Below are 26,601 nucleotides of genomic sequence, written 5' to 3'. Positions count from 1 at the left end.
GCCAACCACGGCCTGGAGCAGGGCGCCTATGTGCGGGCATTTCACCTGACCCAACGGGTGCGTCCGGCCCAGGTCGAACTCAAAGACTACAGCTTCAAGACCCCGGCCTACCGCCTCTCTCATCAGCAGGAGGCGCGGGAGCTGCCGCAACATGCCGAGTACCAGCACTTCGACTACCCGGGCCGCTTCAAACAGGATGCCAGCGGCCAGGCCTTCAGCCGCTACCGTCTGGAGTCGTTACGTGCCGATGCCTGCGAGGCGAGCGGCCAGGGCAACTGCGCCCAGCTGCAACCCGGGCTGCGCTTTACCCTGAGCGACCACCCCAACCCGGCTTGCAACCGGGAGTGGCAACTGGTTGCGCTCACTCATACCGGCAAACAGCCCCAGGCCCTGGAGGAGGAGGGGGGCAGCGGCGCCACGGTTTACTACCACCACTTCACCGCCATTCCCGGCCAGCAGAGCTGGCGCCCCACTCCGCCCGGCAAGCCGAGGGTCGATGGCCCGCAAATCGCCATCGTCGTCGGCCCCAAGGGCGAGGAGATTTACTGCGACGAACATGGGCGGGTGAAGCTGCAATTTCCCTGGGACCGTTACGGCGCCAGCAACGACCAGAGCTCCTGCTGGGTGCGGGTGGCTCAGGGCTGGGCCGGTGGCCAGTATGGCCTGCTCACCATACCCCGGGTGGGTCATGAGGTGATAGTGAGCTTTCTCGAAGGCGACCCGGACCAGCCGATTGTCACCGGACGCACCTTTCACGCCACCAACCGCCCGCCCTACGAGCTGCCGCGCCACAAGAGCCGCACCGTGCTGCGCACCGAGACCCATCAGGGCACAGGTTTTAACGAGTTGCGCTTTGAGGACCAGGCCGGGCAGGAGGAGATCTATCTCCACGGCCAAAGAGACCTCAACGCCGTGATTAAGCACGACGCTACCTGGCATATCGGCCACGACCTGCACACGGATATCGACAACGAGCGGGTAACCCGGGTGCGCAAGGTGCCGGGCCAGGAGGGCGCACCAGCGAGTCTGGGCAACGACCATCTGACGGTGGAAGGCGAGAAGCGCGACCATATCAAGGCCGATTACTCGCTCACCGTGGATGGCAGCCAGCACCAGAAGCTGGGCGAAGCGCTGCTGGTCGAAGCCGGACAGGAGGTACACCACAAGGCGGGGATGAAGATAGTGATGGAGGCTGGCAGCGAGCTGACGATTAAAGCAGGCGGCAGCTTTATCAAACTGGACGCCAGCGGCATCACGCTAGTTGGCCCCGGCATCAAGATGAATTCAGGCGGCAGCCCGGGTAATGGCGCAGGGTGGGCGGGAAAGATGCCGGGCTTGCCAGGCGGGGTTGAGGTCGTTACGCCACCACCAGCTACCTTAGCCGCGCCTTCCATCCAAAAGAGTATGCAGCTTAGCTCGCCTCTGGTTAAAGGATGTCCAGTTGCGAAGACGGGAGGCAAATCATGAACCTCTCTCAATGGCAAGCAGAGTGCCCTGGTCGCTTGTATGCCATCATTGATGCGGCATTGGCTCCTTCGGCGATCGGGCGATTTTATGAAACAGGGGGTGAAGATGCCTTTCCTCTGTTTGCGGGGACTGCTTTTGCTGAACAGGCACCTCAAGGCCCCTGGCTACTGCCATTCCCGTCGACTGCATTTATTGACACATATCCGCAGCTCTGTGGCTTCTATATCATCAGTGAGGCGCCGGTTAAACGAGTGCGAAACCACTGGCAAAGCCTGATTGAGGTGGCGTATGAAGGTGAAGTGATGTGGCTGCGCTTTGCCGATCAGCGGGTGTTTCCGAACATGCTGGGAACCATGAGCCAGTCTGAGCTTGATGAGGTGCTAGGCCCTTGCGCGGGTCTTTGGGCCAATGGAGAGACCTGGTTTCGCTCTCATGATGCGGAGTTTACCCCTCGGCAGGCGCCCTGGTTTCGCATTTACCCCCATCATCTGGCGGCTCTTTATGATGAGAGCCGTCACGCTTATATCTTGCGTCGGCGTCTCTGGCAAACCATGCCTGCCATGATGGAGCGCCATTTAGACCCCGCTGCAGCTATCCCACCTATTTTACAGCAAGCCAATCTGGATGGGCTCGATGGAGCAGTGCGCGATGGTGTCGTTGCTGGGGGGCTGACACGACAAGCAGACATGCCGATGGCTGCCATCCGCACTCCCATGCTGCTGACACTCAATGAACTGGCACAGGTGGCTAGTTGGTTAGACAAGAATAACGAGTTGATAGGAGTTCCCTGATGGCAGCGGATCCATATTGCATTCCCTGTGAGCGTTATGAATGCTGGATTGAAATTGATGTGCGGGATGAGCATAACCGTCCCTTTACCGGGCAAAAAGCCACCCTGACCGATGAAACCGGCCATTCCCAGAGTGTCATCCTGCACGACGGGCCTACTTTGGTGCGAGGATTTGCCGTAGGACCTGTGACTGTGCAGCTAGAGACTCAACCCTGGCTTAAGGCTGCTCAAGCCCGCGAGGCTCGCAAAGAGGCAGAGCCGAGCGAGTTGCCCGCTTATACCACCAACTTATTGGGCTATCAGGGTGTCAAGCGAGAGCATATCAAGGTAACGACAGGAGATCTCTGTCTAACACCACCGGGCTCGCCCTTGCCGGATACTCATCAAGCGGGTAAGGCTGACAAGGTGCGCTTCATTACCAACCACTCCTATATGATTGAGGTAAAGGGGTATCAACTCAATGTGTTGCGCATCGGGGTGTTCTTTGATGGCACGGGCAACAATACGCAAAATGCCATGGCCGGGCTTGGCAAGGTGGAACAGTGGCTGGCCGAAACCTGCGCCGACCCGGCCCAGCGGGAAGCGGAGCTGCGTGGCTGCCAGATGGGGCAACGCCCTGTAGAGGGCAGCGCCGCCAATGATGTGACTAATATAGGCAAGCTCAGTTCCTTATACCTGAAGGGAGAGCAAACCTTGAGTGCTCGTGCCTACATTAGCGGCATAGAAACCAGTGATCCGCTCTCCGGAGAGAAAGGGCGTGAATATCGCTCGGACGATACCATCACCCAGGGGCTGGATCTGGATTTTGGCGGCGAAGATACCTCAATCATTGGCAAGGTAACGCTAGCCTGCGAGAAAGTTATAGTTGAAGCAGTCGATAATGATCTAAAAAATGTATTGCCCAAGTTAGAGTCCATTCACCGCATTCTCTTTGATGTCTTTGGCTTTAGTCGCGGAGCCGCCGCTGCCCGTCACTTTGTTAATGTGATCGACCAAAAGAGCGATCACCCTCTGGTGCAGGCCATCACCAAGACACCGGCCATCCGTCTGAAAGCCGGGTTTGACTGGGCCAGCCGGGATGATGTGCGCATCGCCTTTGTTGGCCTGTTTGACACGGTTGAATCCTCGTTTAATCCCAGAGTTAACATCCATCTGCATGCCGATAGTGCCGAGCGGGTGGTCCATCTGACGGCTCAGGATGAGGTGCGCAAACATTTCCCACTGTCGCGTATTACCAGTGATGCCGTGGGGAGCACGATTCCGCCCCATTTTACCGAACTGGCACTACCCGGCGCGCACTCCGACATTGGTGGCGGCTACTATAGCCGCTGGAGCCTGGGAAACCCCAATAGTGATCCGGCCTTGATCGAGTGTATCGAGTTGGAGCGATTTATGAGTGAAGAGGATCTCTCGACCCCGGATCACGCAAGCCGGGCCTATCGTCAGGCTAGGGCTTACGCCGAAGAGAAGCGAGCCCTCGGCTGGGCAGAGCGCATCACGCCCAGCCTGTCTCGAGGTGCCATTCCACCACTTGGGGCGATTAGCCTGGTCTCCTACTCCTTTCGGCGCTACAGGGGGAAAGATGATTCTTGGCCCAAGAAGGGGGTCTATGTGGAGGTGGTGATGAGGCGGGTTGTGGAGGGCGAATACTCCCGGATCCCGCTACATATGATGGTCGAGGCTGGACGTGCAGCAGGGGTGCCGCTAAAGGCGTGGGCCGCGAAAGAAAAAACCATGCAACTTGCGCCTCTTTCTATCAAAAAACCAGCAGTTAGTTTGGAAAAACTGGATCAATGCTGGGCAACAGCAGCAACCGAGACCGGAGTGGCTAAAAACCTTGCTTACCAGTTATCAGATGAGGTGTACCGAGCATTGCGCCGTGACTATCTGCACCATAGTGCCAGTAGTCAGGGGATCGCCAACCCGGCCAATACCAGTAACTATGAGCAGAGCGTCAGCAAGGAGCGGCGCGAATTGATAGGGGATAAGGAAGCATGATAAGGCAATTATTGGCTGTGATAGGGCTCGGCTGTTTATTACTTACCTATGCCATACCAGCGGAGGCGGCCCCTCTACCCTGGCGCTATGGGGTTGGCAGTAATATTGACGACATCTGGGCGAGCAAGGCTGAATTTACACGTAACGGCAAGCTCTTCTATGCCGATAGGGGGGCGGGGATTTATGGCGCAGCATTAGGAAAAGATATTATCGAGAAAAACTATTATTGGGCCGGTGGAGGGGGATTGCCGACAGATGGCCTGCCCGTGCCAGATCAGGCACTGATTGAGGTTGTCTCGTTTTATGATCGCAAGCGTTACCGGATCAAGGTGGATTTGCCTGCCAACCTGGAGCAGCAGATGAAGCAGCGCTATCTGGTCGAAGGACGCCAAGAACGTCGAGATGAGCTCTATTTTGGTTTGGCGCCAGGGGGATACTACGAGGTTTTGTTGATGGGACGGGCACTTGGCGCGAGTCCTGATCTGTTGCTTGCCCGGGGTATTGCCCAAGAGGTGACGGATGATTGGTATGACAAAAAGGTATCGATTGCTGAGCAATATGGGATCGATTCATTTAGTCAAAAATACCAAGCACTATTTAAGCAATATCCCGTACCGCTGGGGATGGCCTGGGCGCCAATTATGGATGCCTACCGGGCCAAGCAGCCGCGTACAGACCCAAAGCCCATCCCGTAGTCACAGCAAGCAATAAATATGAGCAGAGCATCAGCAAGGAGCGGCGCGAATTGATAGGAGATACGGAAGCATGATAAGGCAATTATTGGCTGTAATTGGGCTCGGCTGTTTATTACTGGCTTATGCAACACCATCTCGCCCTGGCCTAGCGACTCATTGTTTTGCTTGCGCAAAAGAAGTGAGTGAGTGTTGTTACTGAGCCGGGGGGAGCATGGCGTGTTTCATATGAATGCCACCCTAGTACTCACGCTGTGGTGAAGCTAGAAGGGGGTGTCCCGTTTCGTGCCCAGTTTAGCTTCTTGATTCTGTTATCGGTGTTTGTTATCCGTTGCTCGGCTGGTTTTTTCTTTTCGTAGCCCCAGCAGGGCTCCACCTAAGATCAGGGCTGTGGCCAGCAGATGGCGGATCCCCAGCTCTGCGCCATTGAGCCATACCAGCAGCAGGGTGCTGAGTAACGGGGTTAGGTAGCACAGAGCGCCAATGCGGCGGGGGTCGCCGCTACGCAGAGCCAGATACCAAGTGATAAAGGCGGCGCCCATGGGGCCAAAAGCCAGCGCGGCGATCAGCCACCAATCCTGACTTGGCATCTTGGCATAGGGCAGGGGCCCCTTACTTACATACGAGATAAGCAGGGCCAAAAGGCCGGCTATCAGGCAGCAGGCACCGATCACAGGGGCGGGGGCTGGCGGGAGGCGGCGTGATAAGACAGAGTAAAAACCCCAACTGATGGCCGCCAGCAAGGCTAGCAGGTAGCCAGGCAGATAAAGCCATTGCATGGCAAAACGACCATCAAGCATCACCAGCAGGGTACCGACAAGCCCTAATCCTCCCGCCAGTAGGTGGCACATGGTGAGTGGATGTCCTGGCAGCAGTAGGGGGGTAAACAGGATGATCATCAGGGGCCAGAGATAGTTTATCAGGTTAGCTTCCAGCACAGGGGCATGGCGGAAGGCCGTAAACAGCAGCAGGTGGTAACCAAGAAAGGCGCTGATGGTGACGGCCCAGGTGATCACGGGGGCGCGCCACTGGCGCCACAGGGGCACAGCCCCCAGGCCACAGAAAAACAGCACCAGTCCAACCAGCTCCAGGGGGGTGATGCTGGTGATCCGCGAGGTCAGGGCGGCCAGGGAGGACCAAAGTAGTATGGTCAGCAGGGCTAACAGGGTGGAGCGATCAAAGACACCTCGAAGTTGAAGGCGCCGATCCTGCAAAAATGGTAGTGACATAGGATCCAGTTATTAGTCGGTCAGACAAGCAGGGTCAAAGAGGTATTCCCCAGCCAGCCAACGCAGGAGTTCATCAATCTCTTCATGGTGGGCAAAGGGTTGGTAACGTGTGACCAAACCGGCTTTTTGTGGTTCGCTCAATTGCTCCAGACCCACGTCGGTCAGTAATGACAAATCCTCGGCTAGCATAATGGTCAATTCATCACCCAACTGGAGCCTGGTTGTCTGTTGCCAGACCTGGTCGGCCTGATAGGTGGAACCGAGTTGATAACTAAGCGGCAGGGTGGCCAGCGGCAGGCGGGAGAGGGCCGCCTGTTTCATCGGGTTGACGGCATGTCCAGCCACGAGTTCGGCCAGCTCTGCCGGTCTATGTTCGAAGCCGCGCAGATAAAGAAAGTTGCAGGCTTTCTTACCATCGTTGACCGGGTAGTTATCCCATAAAAAGGGTTTGCGCTTGAGGGTTTCCGCCACCCAGGCTAAGTGCTCTGGCGGATAAACGCTGGAACAAACCTTGGGGCCGGTCCAGAAGAGATCAAAATGAGGGTCCAGCCCTGAGCCCAGCTCATGCCAATAGCCTGCAGGCATGGCACCGAATACTTTTTCTAGTATGGGGTCTGTGCTGTAAAAGCTCGGGCAGAAGATGAGGCGCGAGGCCTGAGTATGGGCGGCAATGTCATGGGCTATGGTCAGTTGCAGGCGAGCCAGAGCCGGGGTATCGCTGGGCATATCATCAAACAGCACGGCAAGAATATCTGGCTGTAGCTCTGTTTCAATCAATGCCACTTTGGCCAGCAGGGCCGCTCGTTTACTCGGATAGTCATGGTGTGCGCCCAGCGGTGTGAGGCCTATGCCAAATGCCAGCCCTTGTTGCCGACAGGAGAGGGCGAGTTGGCGCAGTTGCGTCAGCTCGTCTTCAGGCCAGGGGTGTTGCCACTGACGTCTAAGATAGGCGTCATCTTTGGGGGCATATATATAGAAGCCATAGCCATGCCGTGGTAGCCAGGTTGCGTAAGCGTGGCGTGCGGTCCAAGACCAGCTCTTGCCAAAAAAACCTTCTATAACGCCTAGAGCAGGGTTGGGTTGATGGGGTTGAAGGCTGCAGTTTGGCAAAGAGAGGGGATGAAGGCTATTTGACATGACAAAGACCCGTTTTGAGTATTGGCTGTGGCCGGGGGCTCCGGCTCAGAGGCGGGGCGATCTTAGCAAACCGCAAGCAGGATTGCTTGTTGAGCGAGTGGCGGAGTTCTGGCGATTTTCAGAGCAATTAACGCCTTGGTGGGTGGAAATTGTATGAAAAATGCGAAACAGGCTGGTCAAGTCGCAGGCTCATGGCTCGACTAGCTGAAATGGCATGGCTATAATGCCGCGTCATTTTATGTTTCTAGGGAAGACAGTATTGTCTTCAAACAAAGATGGGCCGGGTGCTATTTGCCAGGCTACGTCTGAGGAGCGGGATCATTGCCCCCGCATGCTGAGTTGAACGAGGTAAAAGAATGCAAGTTTCTGTCGAGACGACCCAAGGTCTGGAACGCCGCCTTACCATTACTGTACCGGCTGACAAAGTAGAGAAAGAGATCAACGGTCGCCTGGCTCAACTGGCCAAGACTCGTCGCGTTGATGGTTTCCGTCCTGGCAAGGCCCCGATGAGCGTCATCAAGAAGATGTATGGTGCTTCTGTAGTGGCCGATGTGGCTGATTCCCTGATCCAGCGTCACTTCATCGAAGCCGTGGTTGGTCAGAAGCTGAGCCCAGCCGGTGCCCCGACCGTCCAGCCGAACGAGCTGGCCGCAGGTCAAGATTTTGTATTCACTGCGACTTTCGAAGTCTATCCAGAAATCGAAGTGAAGAATCTGGATGCCATCAAGATCGAGAAGCCAACTGCCGCCGTGCAAGATGCTGATCTGGACAAGATGCTGGAAACCCTGCGTAAGCAACACGCTACCTGGGCTGAAGTGGATGCTCCTGCGGCCGCTGAGCTGCGTGCTACTATGGATTTCACCGGCTCTATCGACGGTGTTGAATTCGAAGGTGGCAAGGCTGAAGGTTTCACCTTGGTGCTGGGTGCTGGTCGCATGATCCCGGGCTTCGAAGATGGTCTGTTTGGTAAGAAAGCGGGTGAGTCATTTGATATCGATGTGACCTTCCCAGAAGATTACCATGCCGAAAACCTCAAGGGTAAGGCTGCCAAGTTTGCCATCACGCTCAGCAAGGTCGAGCAGCAAGTTCTGCCTGAACTGACTGCCGAGTTTGTTCAACGCTTTGGCGTGGAAGATGGGTCTGTTGACTCCCTGCGTGCCGAAGTGCGTAAGAACATGGAGCGCGAACTGAGCCAAGCGCTGAAGAACTCCATCAAGGAGCAGGCGCTGCAAGGTCTGATCGATAATAACGAGATCACTGTACCTAAGGCTGCCATCGAACAAGAGATCGACGGCCTGCGTCAGCAAGCCATGCAGCGTTTCGGCGGTGCACAGAACAACAACATGCCACAACTGCCGGCTGAACTGTTCCAAGAACAAGCCGAGCGTCGTGTCCGCATTGGTCTGCTGCTGGGTGAAGTGATCCGTGTTAATGACATCAAGGCTGAAGATAACCGCGTGAAGGCGATTATTGAGTCCATGGCTACTGCCTATGAAGACCCGCAGGAAGTGGTGGATTACTACTTCAAGAATGAGCAACTGCTGAACAACATCCGCAATCTGGCGGTTGAAGAGCAAGCCGTTGAGCTGATCATGGCTAAGGCCCAAGTCACCGAGAAGGCTCTCTCCTTTGACGAGGTGATCAACAAAGCCGCTGCAGGTGCCTGATTGGAATTGACGCCGTCACATTTTTGATGCGTATAATGGCCCGTGTGAACTCACTCGGGCCTTTTTACTTTAGGAACATCGCCTTATGAATAATTTCTTCCAGGATTCAACTCCTTCTCCCATGAATGCCCTGGTACCCATAGTGGTTGAACAGACCGCTAAGGGTGAGCGTTCATATGATATCTACTCACGTCTGCTCAAAGAGCGGGTGATCTTCCTGACTGGTCCAGTGGAAGATTACATGGCCAATCTGGTGGTAGCGCAGCTGCTGTTCCTCGAATCCGAAAATCCGGAAAAGGATATCTATCTTTATATCAACTCACCGGGTGGTTCGGTGACGGCAGGTATGTCAATCTATGACACCATGCAGTTCATCAAGCCGGATGTCAGCACTGTCTGCATGGGGCAAGCCTGCTCTATGGGGGCATTCCTGCTGGCCGGTGGCGCTAAAGAGAAACGTTTCGTGTTGCCGCACTCACGGGTGATGATCCATCAACCATTGGGTGGGTTCCAAGGCCAGGCATCGGATATTCAGATCCATGCCATGGAAATATTGAAGATCAAACAGACGCTCAATGAGCGCTTGGCGGCTCACACCGGCCAACCCTTGGAGCGTATCGAACGCGATACTGACCGTGACAACTTCATGTCTGCCGAGCAGGCGGTGGAGTATGGTCTGGTTGATGCGGTCCTGACTAAGCGGGACTGACATGGTCGGCGGCCTGATATACACTGGTAGTCACCAGGAGGCCGCCGCCTCCTGTCTGAAGATTTGAGGTTAATGAATGACAGATAAACGCAAAGGTGAAGGCGACAACAGCAAGTTGCTCTATTGCTCATTTTGCGGCAAGAGTCAGCACGAAGTCCGCAAACTGATTGCGGGTCCGTCTGTCTACATTTGCGACGAATGTGTTGACCTGTGCAATGACATCATTCGCGAAGAGATCCGTGAGATCAACCCACGCAAAGATGAGCGGGCGTTGCCGACTCCCCATGAGATCCGTGCACACCTGGATGATTATGTCATCGGTCAGGTGCATGCCAAGAAAGTGTTGGCGGTAGCGGTCTATAACCATTACAAGCGTCTGCGTAGCGGCTATGCTGCCGATGGCGTGGAGCTGGGCAAGTCCAATATTTTGCTGATCGGTCCTACTGGTAGTGGCAAGACGCTGCTGGCCGAGACTCTGGCTCGCTTCCTGGATGTCCCCTTCACCATGGCTGATGCCACCACCCTGACCGAAGCTGGTTATGTGGGTGAGGATGTGGAAAACATCATCCAGAAGCTGCTGCAAAAATGCGATTACGACATCGAGAAGGCCCAGCGCGGCATCGTCTATATCGATGAAATCGACAAGATTTCACGCAAATCGGAAAACCCCTCCATCACTCGAGATGTTTCCGGGGAAGGGGTGCAGCAGGCATTGCTGAAGCTCATTGAAGGCACGATCGCCGCGGTACCGCCACAAGGGGGCCGTAAGCATCCGCAGCAGGAGTTCTTGCAGGTAGATACCTCCAAGATCCTCTTCATTTGCGGTGGCGCTTTTGCTGGGTTGGACAAGGTGATCGAGCAGCGCTCGGCCAAGGGCTCAGGCATTGGCTTTAAGGCTGATGTGAAGTCTAAGTCAACGGGCGTTACACTGACCGAGTCATTTGCCAAGGTTGAGCCGGAAGATTTGGTCAAGTATGGCCTGATTCCCGAATTCATTGGCCGTCTGCCGGTTCTGGCGACTCTGACTGAGCTGGATCAGGCGGCACTTATCCAGATCCTGACCTCACCGAAGAACGCCCTGACCAAGCAATTCCAGGCGCTGTTCAAACTCGAAGGGGTTGATCTGGAGTTCCGTGACGAGGCTCTGCAAGCCATTGCGGCCAAGGCCATGGAACGTAAGACAGGGGCTCGCGGCCTGCGTTCCATCGTTGAAGGCGTGCTGCTGGATACCATGTACGATCTGCCTTCCCAGCAAGAGGTGGCCAAGGTGGTGATCGATGAGAGCGTGATCAAGGGCGAGAGCCAACCGCTGCTTATCTATCAAAATCCGGAACGCCAAGCCGCCTCCGGCGACTAATTGGGTTAAATTTAAGCAAACGAAAGGGGCAATCAGCCCCTTTCTTCTTTTTTGCCATCCAAGCAATTGAATCTGCGATTAACGCCCCCATATACTCAACAAATTGCTTTGTCCAAAGGCGTTATGCCAAGAGATAACAACTATGAATCTTGAGCGTTCCGATCGCGTCGTCACCCCCGTCTTGCCTTTGCGTGATGTGGTGGTCTATCCGCATATGGTCATCCCCTTGTTTGTGGGTCGTGAGAAGTCCATCCGCTGCCTGGAAGCAGCCATGGAGCAAGACAAGCGGATCTTGCTGGTAGCCCAGAAAGAGGCGGCCACAGATGATCCAGCACTGGAGGACCTCTATCGGGTCGGGACAGTGGCTAATATTCTGCAATTGCTGAAGCTACCTGATGGCACCGTCAAGGTGCTGGTCGAGGGGGCGCAACGAGCCGAGCTTGAGCAACTGACCGAAGAGGATAACTACTTCGTGGGTGTCGCACGCCTGCTGGAGTCGGTGGCTATTCCGGATCAGGAAGAAGAGGTGATGGTGCGTTCCGCCATCAGCCAGTTCGAAGGCTATATCAAACTCAACAAGAAGATACCGCCGGAAGTGCTGACTTCCGTGGCGGCGATCGATGATGGTGCCCGCCTGGCTGACACCATGGCGGCTCACATGCCCCTCAAGCTGGAAGATAAACAGAAGGTGCTGGAGATCCCGGAGATCTCTGAACGTCTGATGTTCTTGATGGCGATGATGGAGTCGGAAATTGATCTGCTGCAGGTGGAGAAGCGTATTCGCTCCCGCGTCAAGAAGCAGATGGAAAAGAGCCAGCGCGAGTACTACCTGAATGAACAGATGAAGGCTATCCAGAAAGAGTTGGGTGAGCTGGAAGAGTCGCAGGATGAGTTTGACGGGCTGCAGAAGAAGATTGATGAAGCTGGCATGACAGCCGAAGCCAAAGAGAAAACCTTGGCTGAGCTGACCAAGTTAAAGATGATGTCGCCCATGTCGGCAGAGGCCACTGTGGTGCGCAGTTATATCGATTGGATGATAGCTGTGCCCTGGAAGAGTCGAACCAAGGTTAAGAAGAACCTGGCCTTGGCAGAGAGCGTACTGAACGAGGACCACTATGGTCTAGATAAGGTCAAGGAGCGTATCCTTGAATATCTGGCGGTACAGAGTCGCATGAACAAGCTCAAGGGCCCGATCCTCTGCCTGGTTGGGCCGCCAGGGGTGGGTAAGACCTCCTTGGGGCAATCCATCGCCAAGGCGACCGGGCGCAAGTATGTGCGTATGGCGCTGGGTGGGGTGCGTGATGAGGCCGAGATCCGCGGTCACCGCCGCACCTACATCGGCTCCATGCCGGGTAAGCTGCTGCAGAAGATGGCTAAGGTTGGGGTGAAGAACCCCCTGTTCCTACTCGATGAAATCGACAAGATGTCTTCTGATATGCGTGGCGATCCCGCTTCGGCCTTGTTAGAAGTGCTGGATCCAGAGCAGAACAACAGCTTCAACGATCACTATCTGGAGGTCGATTACGACCTGTCTGATGTGATGTTTGTGGCCACCTCCAATTCCATGAACATCCCTGGCCCCTTGCTGGATCGGATGGAGGTGATACGCCTGGCGGGTTACACCGAAGATGAGAAGCTGAACATCGCCAAGAATCACCTGCTGCAGAAGCAGATCGAGCGCAATGGTCTCAAGTCCCATGAGATCACCATCGAAGATTCGGCCATTGTCGGCATCATTCGTTATTACACCCGGGAAGCAGGGGTGCGTAATCTGGAGCGTGAAATCTCCAAGCTCTGCCGCAAGGCGGTCAAAGCCATCTTGCTAGATAAGAATCTCAAGCATGTGGTGATAAACCAAGAGAACCTTAAGGAGTACCTGGGGGTTCAGCGCTTCGATTATGGCAAGGCGGAAGATCACAACCAGGTTGGTCAGGTTGTGGGTCTGGCTTGGACCGAAGTGGGGGGCGATTTGCTCACCATAGAGGCAACCAATGTGCCAGGTAAGGGTAAGCTGACCTATACCGGCTCACTGGGTGATGTGATGCAGGAGTCTATCCAGGCTGCCATGACAGTGGTGCGGGCTCGAGCCGAGCAGTTGCGCATTAATGGCGACTTCTATGAGAAGCGGGATATCCATGTCCATGTGCCGGAAGGCGCGACGCCCAAGGATGGTCCTAGCGCGGGTATTGCCATGTGTACCGCTCTGGTTTCCAGCCTGACTGGCAATCCAGTCCGTTCTGATGTGGCCATGACTGGCGAGATCACGCTGCGCGGAGAGGTACTGCCGATTGGTGGCTTGAAAGAGAAGCTGCTGGCGGCCCACCGTGGCGGGATCAAGCGAGTGATAATTCCGAAGGAAAATGCCAAAGATTTGGAGGAGATCCCGGATAACGTCAAGCAAGATCTGGAAATCTTCCCTGTACGCTGGATAGACGATGTGCTTAAGCTGGCACTGCAGGATCCGGTAGAGGGCTTTGAGGTCGTCAAACCGTAGCCTGTGTGGGCTGGCGTGGATTTTGCCTTTGTGAAGTAAGAGTGGGTCGGTGTCTCACCGACCAATCAGTTTCCGCGTGGGGATAAAGCGTGAATTACAACGGGTTACCGTCTGCCTTCACTTGCAACCCATCTGGAGGATTGTTATAAAGCGTGGACTCGTCATGGCCAAGGAAAAATCAGCCATGGCCATGGCTAAAAATAGGGGAAGCAAAACCGTGAATAAATCACAATTAGTAGACAAAATTTCCGAAGGCGCTGATCTGTCCAAGGCGGCCGCTGGTCGTGCGCTGGACTCTTTCATCGAGGCAGTGGGTGAGGCATTACAAGCAGGCGATCAGGTTTCTCTGGTTGGTTTTGGCACCTTTACCCTGCGTGAGCGCGCATCCCGCTCTGGTCGTAACCCGCAGACGGGTGAAACTATCGAGATTGCGGCGGCCAAGATCCCGGCTTTCAAGGCAGGTAAAGCACTGAAAGACTCAGTCAACTAAGCCGAGCCCGTTTATCCCCCCTGGGGAATTGTGAATTCAGAACGATTGAATCCTCAAATATTCTTATCAGGGCGCATCCAAATCGATGCGCTTTTTTATATTCATGTCCACTGCATCGGGAGCAAATGATTCATGCTGATGGATAAATTGCGTGAAGGGGCTCAAGGGAGAGTCGCCAAGATCATTTTTTGGCTGATAATTCTCTCTTTTGCCTTGGCTGGGGTTGGTAGCTATCTGAACAGCCCTGTCGATACCAACCCAGCTGAAGTGAATGGTGAACCCATTACGAATCAGGCGCTGGAAACTGCATACCGCAACGAACGTGCTCGCATGGAATCCCAGTTTGGCGAGAGCTTTGCCCAACTGGCCAGCAATCCTGCCTATGTGCAGCAGCTACGTAAGAATGTGCTGGAGAAACTGGTCGACCAGCTGGTGCTGGATCAACAGGCTCACAGTGCGCAAGTTCGTGTTGGCGATGAGCAGATCAAGGATGCTATCCGTGATATGTCTGAGTTCCAACAGGATGGCAAGTTTAGTAATGAGCGTTATTTGAACCTGTTGAGCCGTGCCGGTTATACACCGCAAGGTTTCAGCGACTCCATTCGCCAGGATCTGATCCGTCAGAACTGGGTGGGTGGCGTCGTCGGTTCCGATTTTGCCCTGCCGAGTGAAGTGGATCGTGCCGATGCGCTGTTTCAGCAGACTCGTGATGCCACGCTCTACACGGTTCCTGCGGCATACTTTGAAAAGAGTATTGTCCCCTCTGATAGCGAATTGGATACCTATTATAAGGCCAATGAAAAGCGCTTTATGAGCCCGGAGATGGTCAAGGTCAACTACCTGCTGATAGACAGCAAGGCGTTGGCGAGTGAGGTTACGCTGACGGACCAAGATGTGCGTGATTACTATGATCAGCACCAGGATCTCTATCAGACAGCCGAGCGCCGCCATGTGGCTCATATCTTAGTGACCGATAAAGATGACAAGGTTGCCGAGAAGAAGGCGCAGGATCTGCTGACTAAGCTGAAGGCCGGTGACGATTTTGCCAAGCTGGCACAAGCCGACTCTGCCGACACACTCTCTGCCCGGAAGGGGGGCGAGTTAGATTGGTTCGAGAAGGGGGTGATGGACCCGGCGTTTGAGAAGGTGGCCTTTACCCTGGGTAAACCTGGTGAGCTATCGACTGTCGTCAAGAGCAAATTTGGTTACCACATCATCAAGTTGTTGGGTGTGGAGCCGCAAACCACCCGTCCGTTTGAAACAGTCAAGGCGGATGTGGCCAACAAGCTGAAGCAGGATAAGGCCCGTGACACCTTCTTGGATCAACAGCAGAAGCTGGCGGACCTGAGCTTTGAAAATCCGGACTCTTTGGACCTGGTGGCAGAAAAGCTGGGCATGAAGGTTGAATCCTCTGATTTCATCTCTGCGGCGGCCAACAACTATCCGTTCAACGATGCCAAGTTCAAGCAACAGGCCTTCTCTGCCGATCTGCGCGAGCAGAACAACAACTCTGAGGTGATCAACCTGAGTGATGATGTGGCGGTTGTGCTGCATGTGGTGGATTACAAGCCTGCTGCTGTGCGTCCTCTGGCCGAAGTGAAGGGCGATGTGCTGGCAGCCGTTAAGCTGCAGAAGGCGCAAGCTGCCGCTCGGGCCGAAGCCGAAAAAATGTTGGTTCAAGCACAGAAGGGCGAATCTATTGATGCGGCTCTGAAGGCTGTTGAAGGCAAGCAAGTCGAGCACAAGGCATTGACGCGTAACAGCACTGAGCTGGATGCTAGCCTGCTGCAAGCCCTGTTCCGCATGGCGAAACCGGTTGACGGTAAGCGCTCTGTCGAGCTGACTGCGCTGCCTGATGGTGATCAAGTGGTCATGGTACTGAGCAAGGTAGGGCAGTCTGACAAGGATTCGAAGATGAAGCCGATGTTGGAGTCGCAACTGACTCAGGCTAAATCGACTCAGACCTATGAGTCGTTACTGGCTCAGGCCAGAGCTGATGCCAAGCTCGTCTATCGAAAACTGCAGGAACAAGCTGCCGAGTAACGAAATACAGGCCCCGTCGAAAGACGGGGTTTTCGTTTTTATAAGCCGACTCACAAACTTTTCAAGCCCTGTGGTAGGCAGGCTCAGCCACTTTGGTTATGATGCCGTTTATCAATGGTCGGCCAATCATGGTTGCGAAAGGTAGTAGATAGCGGAGAGACTCGGATTGATTAGCGTATTTCTAGTTGATGATCATGAACTGGTACGCACAGGGATCCGTCGCATACTCGAGGATGTTCGTGGAATTAAGGTCGTTGGCGAGGCTCATGACGGTGAAAATGCCGTGCAATGGTGCCGTGAAAATCAAGCCGATGTGATCTTGATGGACATGAATATGCCCGGGATTGGAGGCTTGGAAGCCACAAAAAAAATTCTGCGGGTCAGACCAGATACCCGCATCATAGTTCTCACCGTGCACAGTGAGAATCCGTTTCCCACCAAGGTCATGCAGGCCGGGGCGGCCGGTTATCTCACCAAGTGCTCGGCACCGGATGAGATGATCCATGCCATTCGCGCCGTGCAGTCAGGACAGCGATATATTTCTCCTGCAATTGCCCAACAGATGGCGTTGAGCCAATTCAGCTCCCATGACGTTGAAAATCCGTTTGCGGCGCTCTCGGAGCGGGAGTTGCAAATCATGCTGATGATCACCCGCGGCAGTAAGGTCAATGATATCGCTGAGCAGCTTAGTCTTAGTCCCAAGACAGTTAACAGCTATCGCTATCGACTGTTTGAAAAGTTGCAGATCAGCGGTGATGTAGAGCTAACCCGTATGGCCATTCGTTATGGCATGTTGGATGCGCAATCCCTCTAAACGATGGACTTAGCTTTCCACATTTTTAAGTGGTAATAATTGGCGGCAGTAGCCGCCTTTTTAGTCTGTGTCGCAAGAGATGGATCCCATGACAGATACTCCCTCCCTGTTTGATGGCAAAACCTTCCTCAAGACAGTGCCTCATCAGCCTGGCGTCTACCGTATGCATGACAAGGATGGAACCATCATCTATGTGGGCAAAGCCAAAGATCTGGTAAAGCGCTTGGCCTCCTATTTTCGTCGGGATCCGGGCAGTGAAAAGACTCGAGCCCTGGTGCGGCACATCTGTGATATTCAGGTTACGGTAACGCACACCGAGACCGAAGCGCTGATCCTTGAACATAACTTTATCAAGCAGCATCAGCCGCGCTACAACGTGCTGCTGCGTGATGACAAATCCTACCCCTATATCTTACTGACCCACCATAAACACCCGCGCATTGCGTTGCATCGAGGCGCGCGTAAGTTGGCCGGTGAGTATTTCGGCCCCTATCCTAGCGGGGGGGCTGTGCGGGAGAGCTTGCACTTGATGCAGAAACTCTTTCCGGTGCGCCAGTGTGAAGACTCAGTCTATGCCAATCGCAGCCGTCCTTGCTTGCTCTATCAGCTCAAGCGTTGTGCTGGCCCCTGCGTGGCAGGGCTGATCTCGGATGAGGAATATGCGGCACAAGTGGAGCTGGCTCGCCTGTTTCTGCAGGGTAAAGATCAACAGCTCATCAATGATGTGGTCAGCAAGATGGAGCAGGCGAGTCAGTGCCTGGCCTTTGAGCAGGCTGCCCGTTTTCGGGATCAGCTGCTGGCCCTGCGGCGGGTACAGGAGCAGCAATCGGTTAGTGGCAACGTGTTGGATGACCTGGATATAGTTGGTGTGGCCATCGACTCGGGTATTGCCAGCATCCATGTGTTGTTTATCCGTCAGGGCAAGGTGTTGGGTAGTCGCAACTATTTTCCCAAGATGCCAGCCGATGCCGAGCGTGAAGAGATAGTTCACTCCTTTTTACTGCAGTTTTATCTATCCGGGATTTCTGGGCGCCAGATCCCGGCCGAAGTGCTGCTAGATACCGAGCTGGAGGATGAAACTCCGCTGGCTGAGATGCTGAGCCAGACGGCGGGCTATGCCGTGCGCGTGAGCAGTCGGACTCGCAGTGAGCGTACCCGTTATATCAAACTGGCCTCCACCAATGCGCTGGTGGCACTGACCAGTCGACTCAGCCATAAGTCGACTCAGCACCAGCGCTTCGAGCAACTCGAAGAGTTGTTGGAGTTGAATGAACCAATAACGCGCATGGAGTGCTTCGATATTTCCCACACCATGGGGGAGGCCACCGTCGCCTCCTGCGTGGTGTTTAATCGTGAAGGGCCGCTCTCCAGCGAATATCGCCGTTTTAATATTGAAGGGATCACCGGTGGTGATGATTACGCCGCCATGGCCCAGGCACTGGATCGCCGTTTTGCCAAGCAACAGGCGGCGGATAAGGTCCCGGATATCGTGTTTATTGATGGTGGCAAGGGGCAGCTGGCTCGAGCCGAAGAGATAGTGGCCGGGCACCTGGATAAACTCAGCGGCAAACGGCCGCTGCTCATTGGCATCGCCAAGGGGGAGAGCCGCAAGCCGGGTTTGGAAACCCTGATCCTGGGTGAGAGCCATGAAGAGTTGCATCTGGCTAATGATTTACCGGCCTTGCACCTTATCCAGCATATTCGCGATGAATCCCACCGTTTCGCCATTACAGGGCATAGAGCTAAACGCGCCAAGACTCGGGTGTCCAGTGCCTTGGAATCGATCCCTGGCGTTGGTGCTAAAAGGCGTCAGTCATTGCTCAAATACCTAGGGGGCATGCAAGAGGTAGTGAAAGCCAGTGTCGATGAGTTGGCTAAAGTGCCGGGAATTAGCGCAGAGCTGGCTAGTAAGATCCATGATGCGTTGCATCATTAGCGCGATTCGGGCAACATGGCTTGGCATTTTTGCGGCGGCGTAGCGTGATGTTAAATATTCCTAATATATTGACTCTGTTCCGGATCTTTCTGATCCCAGTCTTTGTGGTGCTCTTCTATTTGCCATTTGCTTGGTCAAATCTGTGGGCTGCTGGGGTGTTCGTTCTGGCGGCTGCCACCGACTGGTTCGATGGCTATCTGGCCCGTCGTCTCAATCAAAGTACCCCTTTTGGTGCTTTTTTGGATCCTGTGGCCGACAAGATCATGGTCTCCTCGGCCCTAGTGTTGATTGTGGAACATTATGATACCGTCATCATCACCATCCCGGCCTTGACTATGATAGGCCGTGAAATTCTCATCTCCGCATTGCGGGAGTGGATGGCTGAGCTGGGCAAGCGATCCAGCGTAGCGGTAGGGTGGATGGGCAAGTGGAAGACCACCATTCAGATGATGGCCCTGACTGGACTTATCTGGGAGCAGAATATCTGGATAGTCTGGGCTTCTTATGTGTTGCTGTACATAGCGGTGATCCTGACGTTTTCCTCTATGTTGCAATACCTTAAGGCGGCGTGGGGCGATCTGACTCAGTCGACGTGAGAAATATCGGTTTGGTGCGCTGAAAAAAGCAGCAAATAGTCAAAAAATCAATAACTTTGTTTGACTCCCTGTGCCAGCTCGTTAGAATGCAAACCGCATCTCGCAGTAGATGCTTATGAAGCGGGAATAGCTCAGTTGGTAGAGCACGACCTTGCCAAGGTCGGGGTCGCGAGTTCGAGTCTCGTTTCCCGCTCCAAGTTTTCAATGGCGCGTTAACAAAGCGGTTATGTAGCGGATTGCAAATCCGCCTAGTCCGGTTCGACTCCGGAACGCGCCTCCAATTTCTCACTATTTACAGATCCTGATGCCCGGTTGGTGAAATCGGTAGACACAAGGGATTTAAAATCCCTCGCTGGCAACGGCGTGCCGGTTCGATTCCGGCACCGGGCACCATTCAAGAATCTCAAAAACTCCTTAACTATCAAGTGAATGCAACGCTTTAATGCGTTTGTACTTCGTTGTTTACCCCGCTGTTTTCTCTCTGCCGTTTTCCTTTCTTGTCGATATCCTGTAGAAGCGGATTACTACTTCCTGCTACTCGCTGCGAACAACTCCAGCACATTTCCAACATAGCCAACAACTCGTCACCAGACCGGACTCCTGTCAGGTCCGGGGTTTCCCTCTGGTCTTGAGCGACTGGCTACCGGTCTGTGCTTCCCCTGCCATTACCCCTTAAAACCGCATTCACGCCTATTTGAAACAGATATTAATCCAATGATTCAACCACTCATTGGAGGTTTCTATGTCAGCAACATTGCCCACCAAATTCCGCTTCACCAACTCATCCATCAAATCTTTACCAGCCCAACGCCGGGATGCAGCCGCAACTGAACTGGAGTTCTCGGATACCGAAGTTATCGGCCTGAAGCTTCTGTCAGGTAAAAGTCAGGGCAGTAAGCGCTTCTTGCTGCGTTATACCCTGCAAGGCAAGAAGCGCAGCATTGCCCTGGGGCGCTTCGGAGATATCGATGTCAGTCAGGCCAGAGCCATCGCTCGAAAGCACAAGGCGATGCTAGCCGAAGGGATAGACCCGGTAGCCGAACGTGATAGTTACAAGTCCGAGCCCACCCTTACTGAGTTCTTCTGGCAGAGCTATTTGCCGCATTTGAAAACCATCGGCAAGCGCTCAATCCCGAACGACATTCAGCGTTTTAAGCACTATGTTGAACCACGCTTGGGCACTCTGCGTTATTCCCAACTCAAGGCCATGGATGTGCTGCAACTGCAATCGGAGATGGTTAATCCGTCTAATCCGAAGCAAACCCCCTATGCTCCCAGTACCACCAATCGAGTGCTGGCTCTGCTCAAGACCATGGGCGGTTATGCGGTGCGTTGGGGAATACTCGAAAGCAATGAAGCCGCGAAGATAAAGCTGCTCAAGGAGAACAACGAGCGGACTCGGTTCTTATCGGTGGAGGAGATGAAACGGGTCATTGAAGAGGCATTAGCTGATAGCAATCCAACCGCTGGCAGCTTTATCGCCATGCTCTACCTGACCGGCGCTCGTAAATCAGAGGTCTTGTTAGCTAAGTGGGAGCAGGTGAACTGGGAAGAGAAGACGCTGTTTGTACCTATGTCACGGCCTTTTTCTCGGCCTTTCTTATGATCATGCCAGTAGGCTATGACGCCGGTGTAAGCATCAAGGTCAGCCACCGAGAAGCGGTGACTATCGCTGCTTTGCCGGGTGATGGTGACGGCGGGGGTCGCCTGCCACTGGCGGTCAGTGCTTGACCGGCTTTGGCAATCGGATTCATGCTGGTCGATATGGTCGATATGGTCGATATGGTCGATATGGTCGATATGGCGCAGGGCAGATCGTAGCGGCGATTCAGGCGTAAGGTCGCAGTAGTGTCGAACGAGTTCCAGCACTTAACGGAAACAGCAAAATAGTGGAGAGGTTATGTCATTTAAAGAACAGTTTATAACTTATTTAAAACACTACTCTGATAAAAACCTTGTGAAGATCGCGGATATGTTCGCGGATAATGTGACCTTGAGAGATTGGACCATCTCCGTTGTGGGTAAAGAGGCTGCCCTGGCTGAGACCCAAAAGAATTTCAACGCGGCCAGCCGTGTCGATGTCGAGGTGTTACATACCTATGAAACAGCCAATGGGGTGGCGGGCGAGTTGCGTATTATAGTTAATGAAACTGATGTGCTGTATGTGGTCGATGTGGTCACCTTTAATCTGGATGGCAAGATAGAATCTATTCGCGCCTATATAGGAAGAGGTGATTGACGTTTTGATTCCGGGTGCAATAGGGTGGTGCTGAAGGTACTGATGCAGGCCAGCCGTATGCTAGGCTTGGGTGAGGTACGGCTCCTGCTATGAGGGATAGATAATGAAGAAAGCGGTATTGGGTGTTTGTTTGCTAGTGTTAGCCATGCCAACCATGGCTGCCATGACTATTGATTCCAATGGTATTCGTATCAACACCAGTGACAATAATGAAGTTGAAAACTGGAAGAAGAAGCACAACACGGATTGCAGTTCGCTGAAGATTGGTGATGTGACCATCAGGAGCGAGGGGTGTAGTGACAGTGCAGGCAAAAATAAAGAGAACAGCAGTGTGCATGGAGAGAACAACCCCGGTAAGGGGCACGCCAAGTCCAAGCAGGGAAAGCAGAAGTAATCTCTGTTAAGTCAACCTAGGTTCTGCCTTCAATCAACCCGGCTCTTGCCGGGTTGATGCGTTTTTACTCCAGGTGGGAGGGTTGGACTAATTGGTAGCGCTGGAAGTGAAAGCGGCCGCTACTGTCTATGCCATCTAACCGTAGAGAGAGGGGGCTGGCAAAGCCGGGCATATCGGTAACCAGAGTGTGAAATTCGCCGTTCTCACCGCAGGGATCAACCGTTTCAGGCAACTCGGCAATCAGCTCGCTGGAGTAATAGTGACCACAGAAACGGCCATCGAGTTGCTGGGTGTCGACTGTTGCAATCCGAGTCTGAATGCCGCGCATCACTATCTCTTGAGCAAGGGCGCGGCTATCTATGCCCAGCAGCGGAAAGAGGCACTGCCAGCCAGCTGGCTCTATATAGCTGCGGCGATAGTCGGCAATACCGTTGCAGAACATGTCACCAAAGGCCACGGCATCAATGGCAAGTTTCGACTCTTTTAACCCCTGTACCACGCAGCGCTGATAGATGGGGTTGGGCGGGAAGATCTCGGGCAGCGCTATGGTGATGAGGGGGAGCCCCAGTTGCTCGGCCTGGGCTTGCACCACAGGCAGAGGTGTGTGCTGAAATGGCACGCCATCGCCGACATAGGTGGTGTAGAGGCCAACCACTCGGTAGCGAGGGTCAGCTTGTAGCCGTAGCAGGGTGAGGGCGGAGTCCTTACCGGAGGACCAGCTGATAATGGTGTTGAGTGGGGCCATCTTCTGCTCAATAGTTGAGATGAGGTTTCACATGCTAGCGGCTTTATAGTAGGGGCGAAAGCAATGCCGTTATTCGTTAGTCGGGTTCTGTGACCCTGCGGTTGGGGATGCAATCGGTTACATCTGGTGTGGCTCGTCAGACTAGTGACCATGAAAGCGCAATCATTTGAAATGCAACGTTTTCAAGGAAAATATTTGTTGATCACCATCACAAAATGGCTAGCATCGGAAGTGACCAAGGTCACAAAAGCCACGAGGTGAGATATGAAAAACATCTACAAGAGTCTGACTAACCTGCTCTCTGGCCACAACGAAGAACACTACGCCCCTGCTACTCGCGAGTATTACTTCCGTTACGAGCGTTAAGCTCTGACCAGAACAGCATCCCAATACAAGCCGCGCATTGCGCGGCTTGTTCGTTTCTATTGGTTGAGAAAACGTGGCGGGCGTTGCTTGAATTATTTATTGCATAGGTGCGTCAGCCTTTGCTTGTTGTAGAATCGGCGCCCTTGCCGTCAGTGGATGGTTTTGCCGGGTTGCCTAAGTAGCACAGTACCCGGGGTCGATTGTTAAAGGAAATCTCTCTTGGATTATTCACTCTCATCATCTACATCAACCGGCGTCACGCCAGGGCGACTCATCCTGGCGCCAATGGAGGGGGTGTTGGATCCCTTGATGCGGACCCTGCTCACTGAACTCAACCCCTACGATCTCTGCATTACCGAGTTTGTGCGGGTGATCGACATGCTCCTGCCCAAGCGCACCTTCTACAAATTAGCCCCCGAGTTGCACCATGGTGGCAAGACCCCCTCGGGCACGCCGGTGCGGGTGCAGCTGTTGGGGCAATCGCCGGAGTGGTTGGCCGAGAATGCGGTGCGGGCCATAGAGCTGGGCTCGCCGGGGGTGGATCTTAACTTTGGCTGTCCGGCTAAATTGGTCAATCAATCCAAAGGGGGAGCCGTGCTGCTCAAGGAGCCGGAGCTGCTCTATCGCATCATTCAGGCGGTTCGTCAGGCTGTGCCGACAGCGCAGCCCGTGACCGCCAAGATACGTTTAGGCTGGGATGACCCTTCCCACTGTCTGGCGATAGCCGATGCGGCCTATCAGGCTGGCGCTAACGAGTTGGCGGTGCATGGGCGAACCAAGGAGGATGGCTACCGTAGTGAGGCGATCAAGTGGGAGTGGATAGCGCAGATCCGCGAGCGTCTGCCCATTCCGGTGATCGCCAATGGCGAGATCTGGAATCACGCCGATGCCCGGCGCTGTCAGCAGGTGACCGGATGTCAGGATCTGATGGTGGGGCGGGGGGCGCTGAATGTGCCCAATCTGGGGCGGGTTATTCGGCATGATGAACCCATCATGCCCTGGCTTCAGGTGCTGCAATTACTATTGCGCTATTGCGAGCTGGAGGTGCGGGGTGACAAGGGGCAGTACTTTCCCAACCGCATCAAGCAGTGGTTCAGTTACCTCAGACAGCCCTATCCGCAAGCTCAGGAGCTATTTGCCTCCTTGCGGCGCTGTAATGAGGCGGCCGCCATCATGGCTCTGCTGGCGGCGGCGCTGGCGGCCAGCGAAGCAAGCTGAGCCTCTGTGACGTAGCCTGTCTGACGTAGCCCGGAGCAGTTACTCGGGCTCGATCAGCGCGGAACCTGCAGGCTCCTCGTGCTGGGCTCCATTGTTGTTTCGGTGGCAAAACAGGATCAGCGTAGCGCGGGGAGCCAGCAGGTAGGGGCTCTGCACCGGCGGGAGTGGCAAGCCCAACGGTGTGATATCCAGCGGCGGGGCCAGTCCGGTGTCAATCACCCGCAGCCACTGCCCCTTGGGATTGTGTGGCGGGGTTGGCAGGGTCAGACTCTGTGGTTCCCAATAGCTGTTGAAGAAGGCATAAAAATCGGTGCGGCTGGCGGCGGCATAGCCCGTCATCCCCAACGAATGCGAGTGATCGCTCCAATCGGGAGCATGTGGTTGTACCCCGTGCCAGACAATGCCCGCGCTCTCCAGGGTTTCAGCCAGGCTGACTATGCCTTGGGCCGGGCGAGGTCGGGCAGTGCGATAGCGGATGAGTTCACTCATGAAGCGCTGCATCTCTTCCCCACGCGAGCTCCTCGACCAATCCAGCCAACTGAGGGGGTTATCCTGGCAGTAGGCATTATTATTGCCTTGCTGGCTGCGCAGTCGCTCATCTCCCATCAATAACATGGGTGTGCCGACCGAGAGCAGGGTTAGCAGCGCCAGGTTCTTCGCCTGTCGCATGCGCAAGCCCAGGATCTCGGGGTCGCAAGTCTCGCCCTCCACACCATGATCCCAGCTGTAGTTGTCATTGCTGCCATCCTGGTTATCTTCGCCGTTAGCCAGATTATGCTTGTGATTGAAGCTCAGCAGATCCCACAGGGTGAAGCCATCGTGGCAGGTGACGAAGTTGACGCTCTTTTGCGGATCATTGTAATGGGGGTGGTAGATATCCGGGCTGCCGATGAGGCGACTGGCCAGTCGCGGCACCATGCCATTATCGCCGCGAATGAAGCGGCGAATATCATCGCGGAACTGGCCGTTCCACTCCCGCCAACGTAAGCCAGCTAATGAGCCTACCTGATAGAGGCCACCGGCATCCCAGGCTTCGGCAAACAGCTTGGTATCGGCCAGGCTGTAATCACTGTCAATGGCCAGCAGGGTGGGCGGGTCGGTCAGGGGAGTGCCGGACTTGTCCCGAGAGAGAATGGAGGCCAGATCGAACCGAAAACCATCCACATGCATCTCTTCACGCCAGAAGCGCAGACTATCTGTGATGAGCTTCTTGGTCATGGGGTGGGAGGCATTCAGGGTATTGCCGCAACCGGAATAGTTGGTGTTGCGCTGCTGACTCTCATCCAGGATGTAGAAGGCTTCATTGTCCAGGCCGCGAAAGCAGAAGCTGGGGCCGTTATCACCCCCTTCAGCAGTATGGTTATAGACCACATCCAGTATCACCTCGATATTGGCTCTATGCAGCGCCTTGACCATATCGCGAAACTCATCCAGCACCCCGAGCAAGGAGTCGTCACTGCTGTATTCGGCATGGGGTGCGAAGAAGCCCATGGGGCTATAGCCCCAATAGTTGCTGAGTCCGGGGCGGGCGTCTTGCGGATCAAATTGGAAAATAGGTAATAGTTCGACGGCTGTGACGCCGAGCTCCAGCAAATAGGGGATCTTGTCGATGACTCCGGCGTAAGTGCCGCGTTTTTTCGGCGCCAGACCCGAACTCGGCGAGCGGGTAAAGCCAGCCACATGCATTTCGTAGATCACCGAGCCCGGCAGGGGATGGCGGGGGAAACGATCCCCCTCCCAGTCATACCCATCCAGATCGACTACCACGCTCTTGGCGCACTCGGCAAAGCAGGCCTCTGACTCCATGGCCGCTTCCCGTCGATACTGTTTGGGCAGCAGAATACGGCGGCCATAGGGATCCAGCAGCACCTTGTTAGGGGAAAAACAGTTGGCCGGGAGCGTAAGAAGAGGCGTTTTTACCCGCCAGCCATAGATCTGCCCTGCCTCTACCCCAGCTACGTGTATATGCCAGTAGTAACCGGAGCGGTGACGAGGGGCGGTTAGGAGGAGGCAGCGTGGTTCTGTGTCGCTCTCATGGGCAAAGAGCAACAGCTCCATGGTTTTGGCATAGCGTCCCCAGATGGCGAAGTTGACACCGCGACTATCCAGCGTGGCTCCCAATTGGCGGCAATGGCCGGGCTCTATCTGTGATCCTGTGGGCATAGCCGCTCCTTCTGCTCGGTCTGAGTTTGTATTCATCTTAGTCCTATATGCTGATGA

The 26,601-nt window shown here is 54.6% G+C and carries 21 protein-coding genes and 3 tRNA genes; 20 read left to right on the top strand and 4 right to left on the bottom strand.

Annotated features, from left to right (window positions below):
- The 4 genes from tssI to ACZYTD_RS12690 form a co-directional block, all read left to right on the top strand.
- Window positions 1–1,467: type VI secretion system tip protein TssI/VgrG (gene tssI / locus ACZYTD_RS12705; RefSeq protein ID WP_463892525.1), on the top strand; the 1,467-nt coding region annotated here is incomplete at its 5' end.
- The gene (locus ACZYTD_RS12700) at window positions 1,464–2,258 is read left to right on the top strand and encodes a DUF4123 domain-containing protein (protein ID WP_463892523.1); all 795 of its coding nucleotides are present in this window, start codon (window positions 1,464–1,466) and stop codon (window positions 2,256–2,258) included. The genes tssI and ACZYTD_RS12700, both read left to right, overlap by 4 nt.
- Complete coding sequence (locus ACZYTD_RS12695; protein ID WP_463892522.1) at window positions 2,258–4,255, top strand: phospholipase effector Tle1 domain-containing protein; 1,998 nt, start codon at window positions 2,258–2,260, stop codon at window positions 4,253–4,255. Before ACZYTD_RS12700 ends, ACZYTD_RS12695 begins: the two co-directional genes overlap by 1 nt.
- Window positions 4,255–4,950 carry a DUF2931 family protein gene (locus tag ACZYTD_RS12690; RefSeq protein ID WP_463892527.1) on the top strand — a complete coding sequence of 232 codons (696 nt, stop codon included), beginning with the start codon at window positions 4,255–4,257 and terminating at the stop codon, window positions 4,948–4,950. Before ACZYTD_RS12695 ends, ACZYTD_RS12690 begins: the two co-directional genes overlap by 1 nt.
- A gap of 308 nt (window positions 4,951–5,258) precedes the next feature.
- Here ACZYTD_RS12690 and ACZYTD_RS12685 read toward each other — a convergent pair whose 3' ends face one another.
- Together ACZYTD_RS12685 and ACZYTD_RS12680 are read right to left on the bottom strand one after the other, a co-directional pair.
- Window positions 5,259–6,176, bottom strand: coding sequence for a DMT family transporter (locus ACZYTD_RS12685; RefSeq protein ID WP_463892520.1), 918 nt, complete (start codon window positions 6,174–6,176; stop codon window positions 5,259–5,261).
- Between the two features lie 12 nt (window positions 6,177–6,188).
- Window positions 6,189–7,313, bottom strand: a complete 1,125-nt coding sequence (locus ACZYTD_RS12680; protein WP_463892518.1) for a beta-N-acetylglucosaminidase domain-containing protein — start codon at window positions 7,311–7,313, stop codon at window positions 6,189–6,191.
- A gap of 356 nt (window positions 7,314–7,669) precedes the next feature.
- On the opposite strand from ACZYTD_RS12680, the gene tig reads away from it, so the two are divergent.
- From tig to ACZYTD_RS12605, 15 genes are all read left to right on the top strand, one after another.
- Window positions 7,670–8,980, top strand: a complete 1,311-nt coding sequence (gene tig, locus ACZYTD_RS12675) for a trigger factor (protein ID WP_463892517.1) — start codon at window positions 7,670–7,672, stop codon at window positions 8,978–8,980.
- A gap of 85 nt (window positions 8,981–9,065) precedes the next feature.
- The gene (gene clpP, locus ACZYTD_RS12670; RefSeq protein ID WP_463892515.1) at window positions 9,066–9,689 is read left to right on the top strand and encodes an ATP-dependent Clp endopeptidase proteolytic subunit ClpP; all 624 of its coding nucleotides are present in this window, start codon (window positions 9,066–9,068) and stop codon (window positions 9,687–9,689) included.
- A 76-nt stretch (window positions 9,690–9,765) separates the two neighbouring features.
- Window positions 9,766–11,046, top strand: a complete 1,281-nt coding sequence (clpX, locus tag ACZYTD_RS12665) for an ATP-dependent protease ATP-binding subunit ClpX (protein ID WP_463892514.1) — start codon at window positions 9,766–9,768, stop codon at window positions 11,044–11,046.
- Window positions 11,047–11,188: 142 nt separating this feature from the next.
- The gene (gene lon / locus ACZYTD_RS12660; protein ID WP_463892512.1) at window positions 11,189–13,540 is read left to right on the top strand and encodes an endopeptidase La; all 2,352 of its coding nucleotides are present in this window, start codon (window positions 11,189–11,191) and stop codon (window positions 13,538–13,540) included.
- A 163-nt stretch (window positions 13,541–13,703) separates the two neighbouring features.
- Window positions 13,704–14,030, top strand: coding sequence for an HU family DNA-binding protein (locus ACZYTD_RS12655; protein WP_463892510.1), 327 nt, complete (start codon window positions 13,704–13,706; stop codon window positions 14,028–14,030).
- A gap of 132 nt (window positions 14,031–14,162) precedes the next feature.
- A complete protein-coding gene (locus ACZYTD_RS12650; protein ID WP_463892508.1) occupies window positions 14,163–16,073 on the top strand; it encodes a SurA N-terminal domain-containing protein in 1,911 nt (636 codons plus the stop codon).
- A gap of 166 nt (window positions 16,074–16,239) precedes the next feature.
- A complete protein-coding gene (gene uvrY / locus ACZYTD_RS12645) occupies window positions 16,240–16,887 on the top strand; it encodes a UvrY/SirA/GacA family response regulator transcription factor (RefSeq protein WP_463892506.1) in 648 nt (215 codons plus the stop codon).
- Between the two features lie 88 nt (window positions 16,888–16,975).
- Window positions 16,976–18,823 carry an excinuclease ABC subunit UvrC gene (uvrC, locus tag ACZYTD_RS12640; protein WP_463892504.1) on the top strand — a complete coding sequence of 616 codons (1,848 nt, stop codon included), beginning with the start codon at window positions 16,976–16,978 and terminating at the stop codon, window positions 18,821–18,823.
- Between the two features lie 47 nt (window positions 18,824–18,870).
- On the top strand, window positions 18,871–19,419 hold the full coding sequence (pgsA, locus tag ACZYTD_RS12635; protein WP_463892503.1) for a CDP-diacylglycerol--glycerol-3-phosphate 3-phosphatidyltransferase: 549 nt from the start codon (window positions 18,871–18,873) through the stop codon (window positions 19,417–19,419).
- 120 nt (window positions 19,420–19,539) lie between these two features.
- A tRNA-Gly gene (locus ACZYTD_RS12630) sits at window positions 19,540–19,615 on the top strand.
- A 10-nt stretch (window positions 19,616–19,625) separates the two neighbouring features.
- A tRNA-Cys gene (locus ACZYTD_RS12625) sits at window positions 19,626–19,699 on the top strand.
- A gap of 26 nt (window positions 19,700–19,725) precedes the next feature.
- Window positions 19,726–19,812, top strand: a tRNA-Leu gene (locus ACZYTD_RS12620).
- 349 nt (window positions 19,813–20,161) lie between these two features.
- Window positions 20,162–21,025, top strand: coding sequence for a tyrosine-type recombinase/integrase (locus tag ACZYTD_RS12615; protein ID WP_463892501.1), 864 nt, complete (start codon window positions 20,162–20,164; stop codon window positions 21,023–21,025).
- A gap of 294 nt (window positions 21,026–21,319) precedes the next feature.
- Window positions 21,320–21,658 (top strand): nuclear transport factor 2 family protein, encoded by a 339-nt coding sequence (locus ACZYTD_RS12610; protein ID WP_463892500.1) that lies wholly within the window; start codon window positions 21,320–21,322, stop codon window positions 21,656–21,658.
- A 103-nt stretch (window positions 21,659–21,761) separates the two neighbouring features.
- Window positions 21,762–22,052, top strand: coding sequence for a hypothetical protein (locus ACZYTD_RS12605; RefSeq protein ID WP_463892498.1), 291 nt, complete (start codon window positions 21,762–21,764; stop codon window positions 22,050–22,052).
- 64 nt (window positions 22,053–22,116) lie between these two features.
- Here the strand turns inward: ACZYTD_RS12605 and ACZYTD_RS12600 are convergent, their stop codons facing one another.
- Window positions 22,117–22,797 (bottom strand): Dph6-related ATP pyrophosphatase, encoded by a 681-nt coding sequence (locus ACZYTD_RS12600; protein ID WP_463892497.1) that lies wholly within the window; start codon window positions 22,795–22,797, stop codon window positions 22,117–22,119.
- A 585-nt stretch (window positions 22,798–23,382) separates the two neighbouring features.
- Here ACZYTD_RS12600 and dusC point away from each other — a divergent pair.
- Window positions 23,383–24,381, top strand: coding sequence for a tRNA dihydrouridine(16) synthase DusC (gene dusC, locus ACZYTD_RS12595; RefSeq protein ID WP_463892495.1), 999 nt, complete (start codon window positions 23,383–23,385; stop codon window positions 24,379–24,381).
- A gap of 39 nt (window positions 24,382–24,420) precedes the next feature.
- On the opposite strand, the gene ACZYTD_RS12590 is transcribed toward dusC, so the two are convergent.
- Window positions 24,421–26,544: a glycogen debranching protein gene (locus ACZYTD_RS12590; protein ID WP_463892494.1), complete on the bottom strand. Its 2,124-nt coding sequence runs from the start codon at window positions 26,542–26,544 to the stop codon at window positions 24,421–24,423.
- Window positions 26,545–26,601: the final 57 nt, after the last annotated feature.

Source organism: Pseudaeromonas sp. HNCC25DJ180 (assembly GCF_055413345.1).
This window is presented reverse-complemented; position numbering and strand designations above follow the sequence as displayed.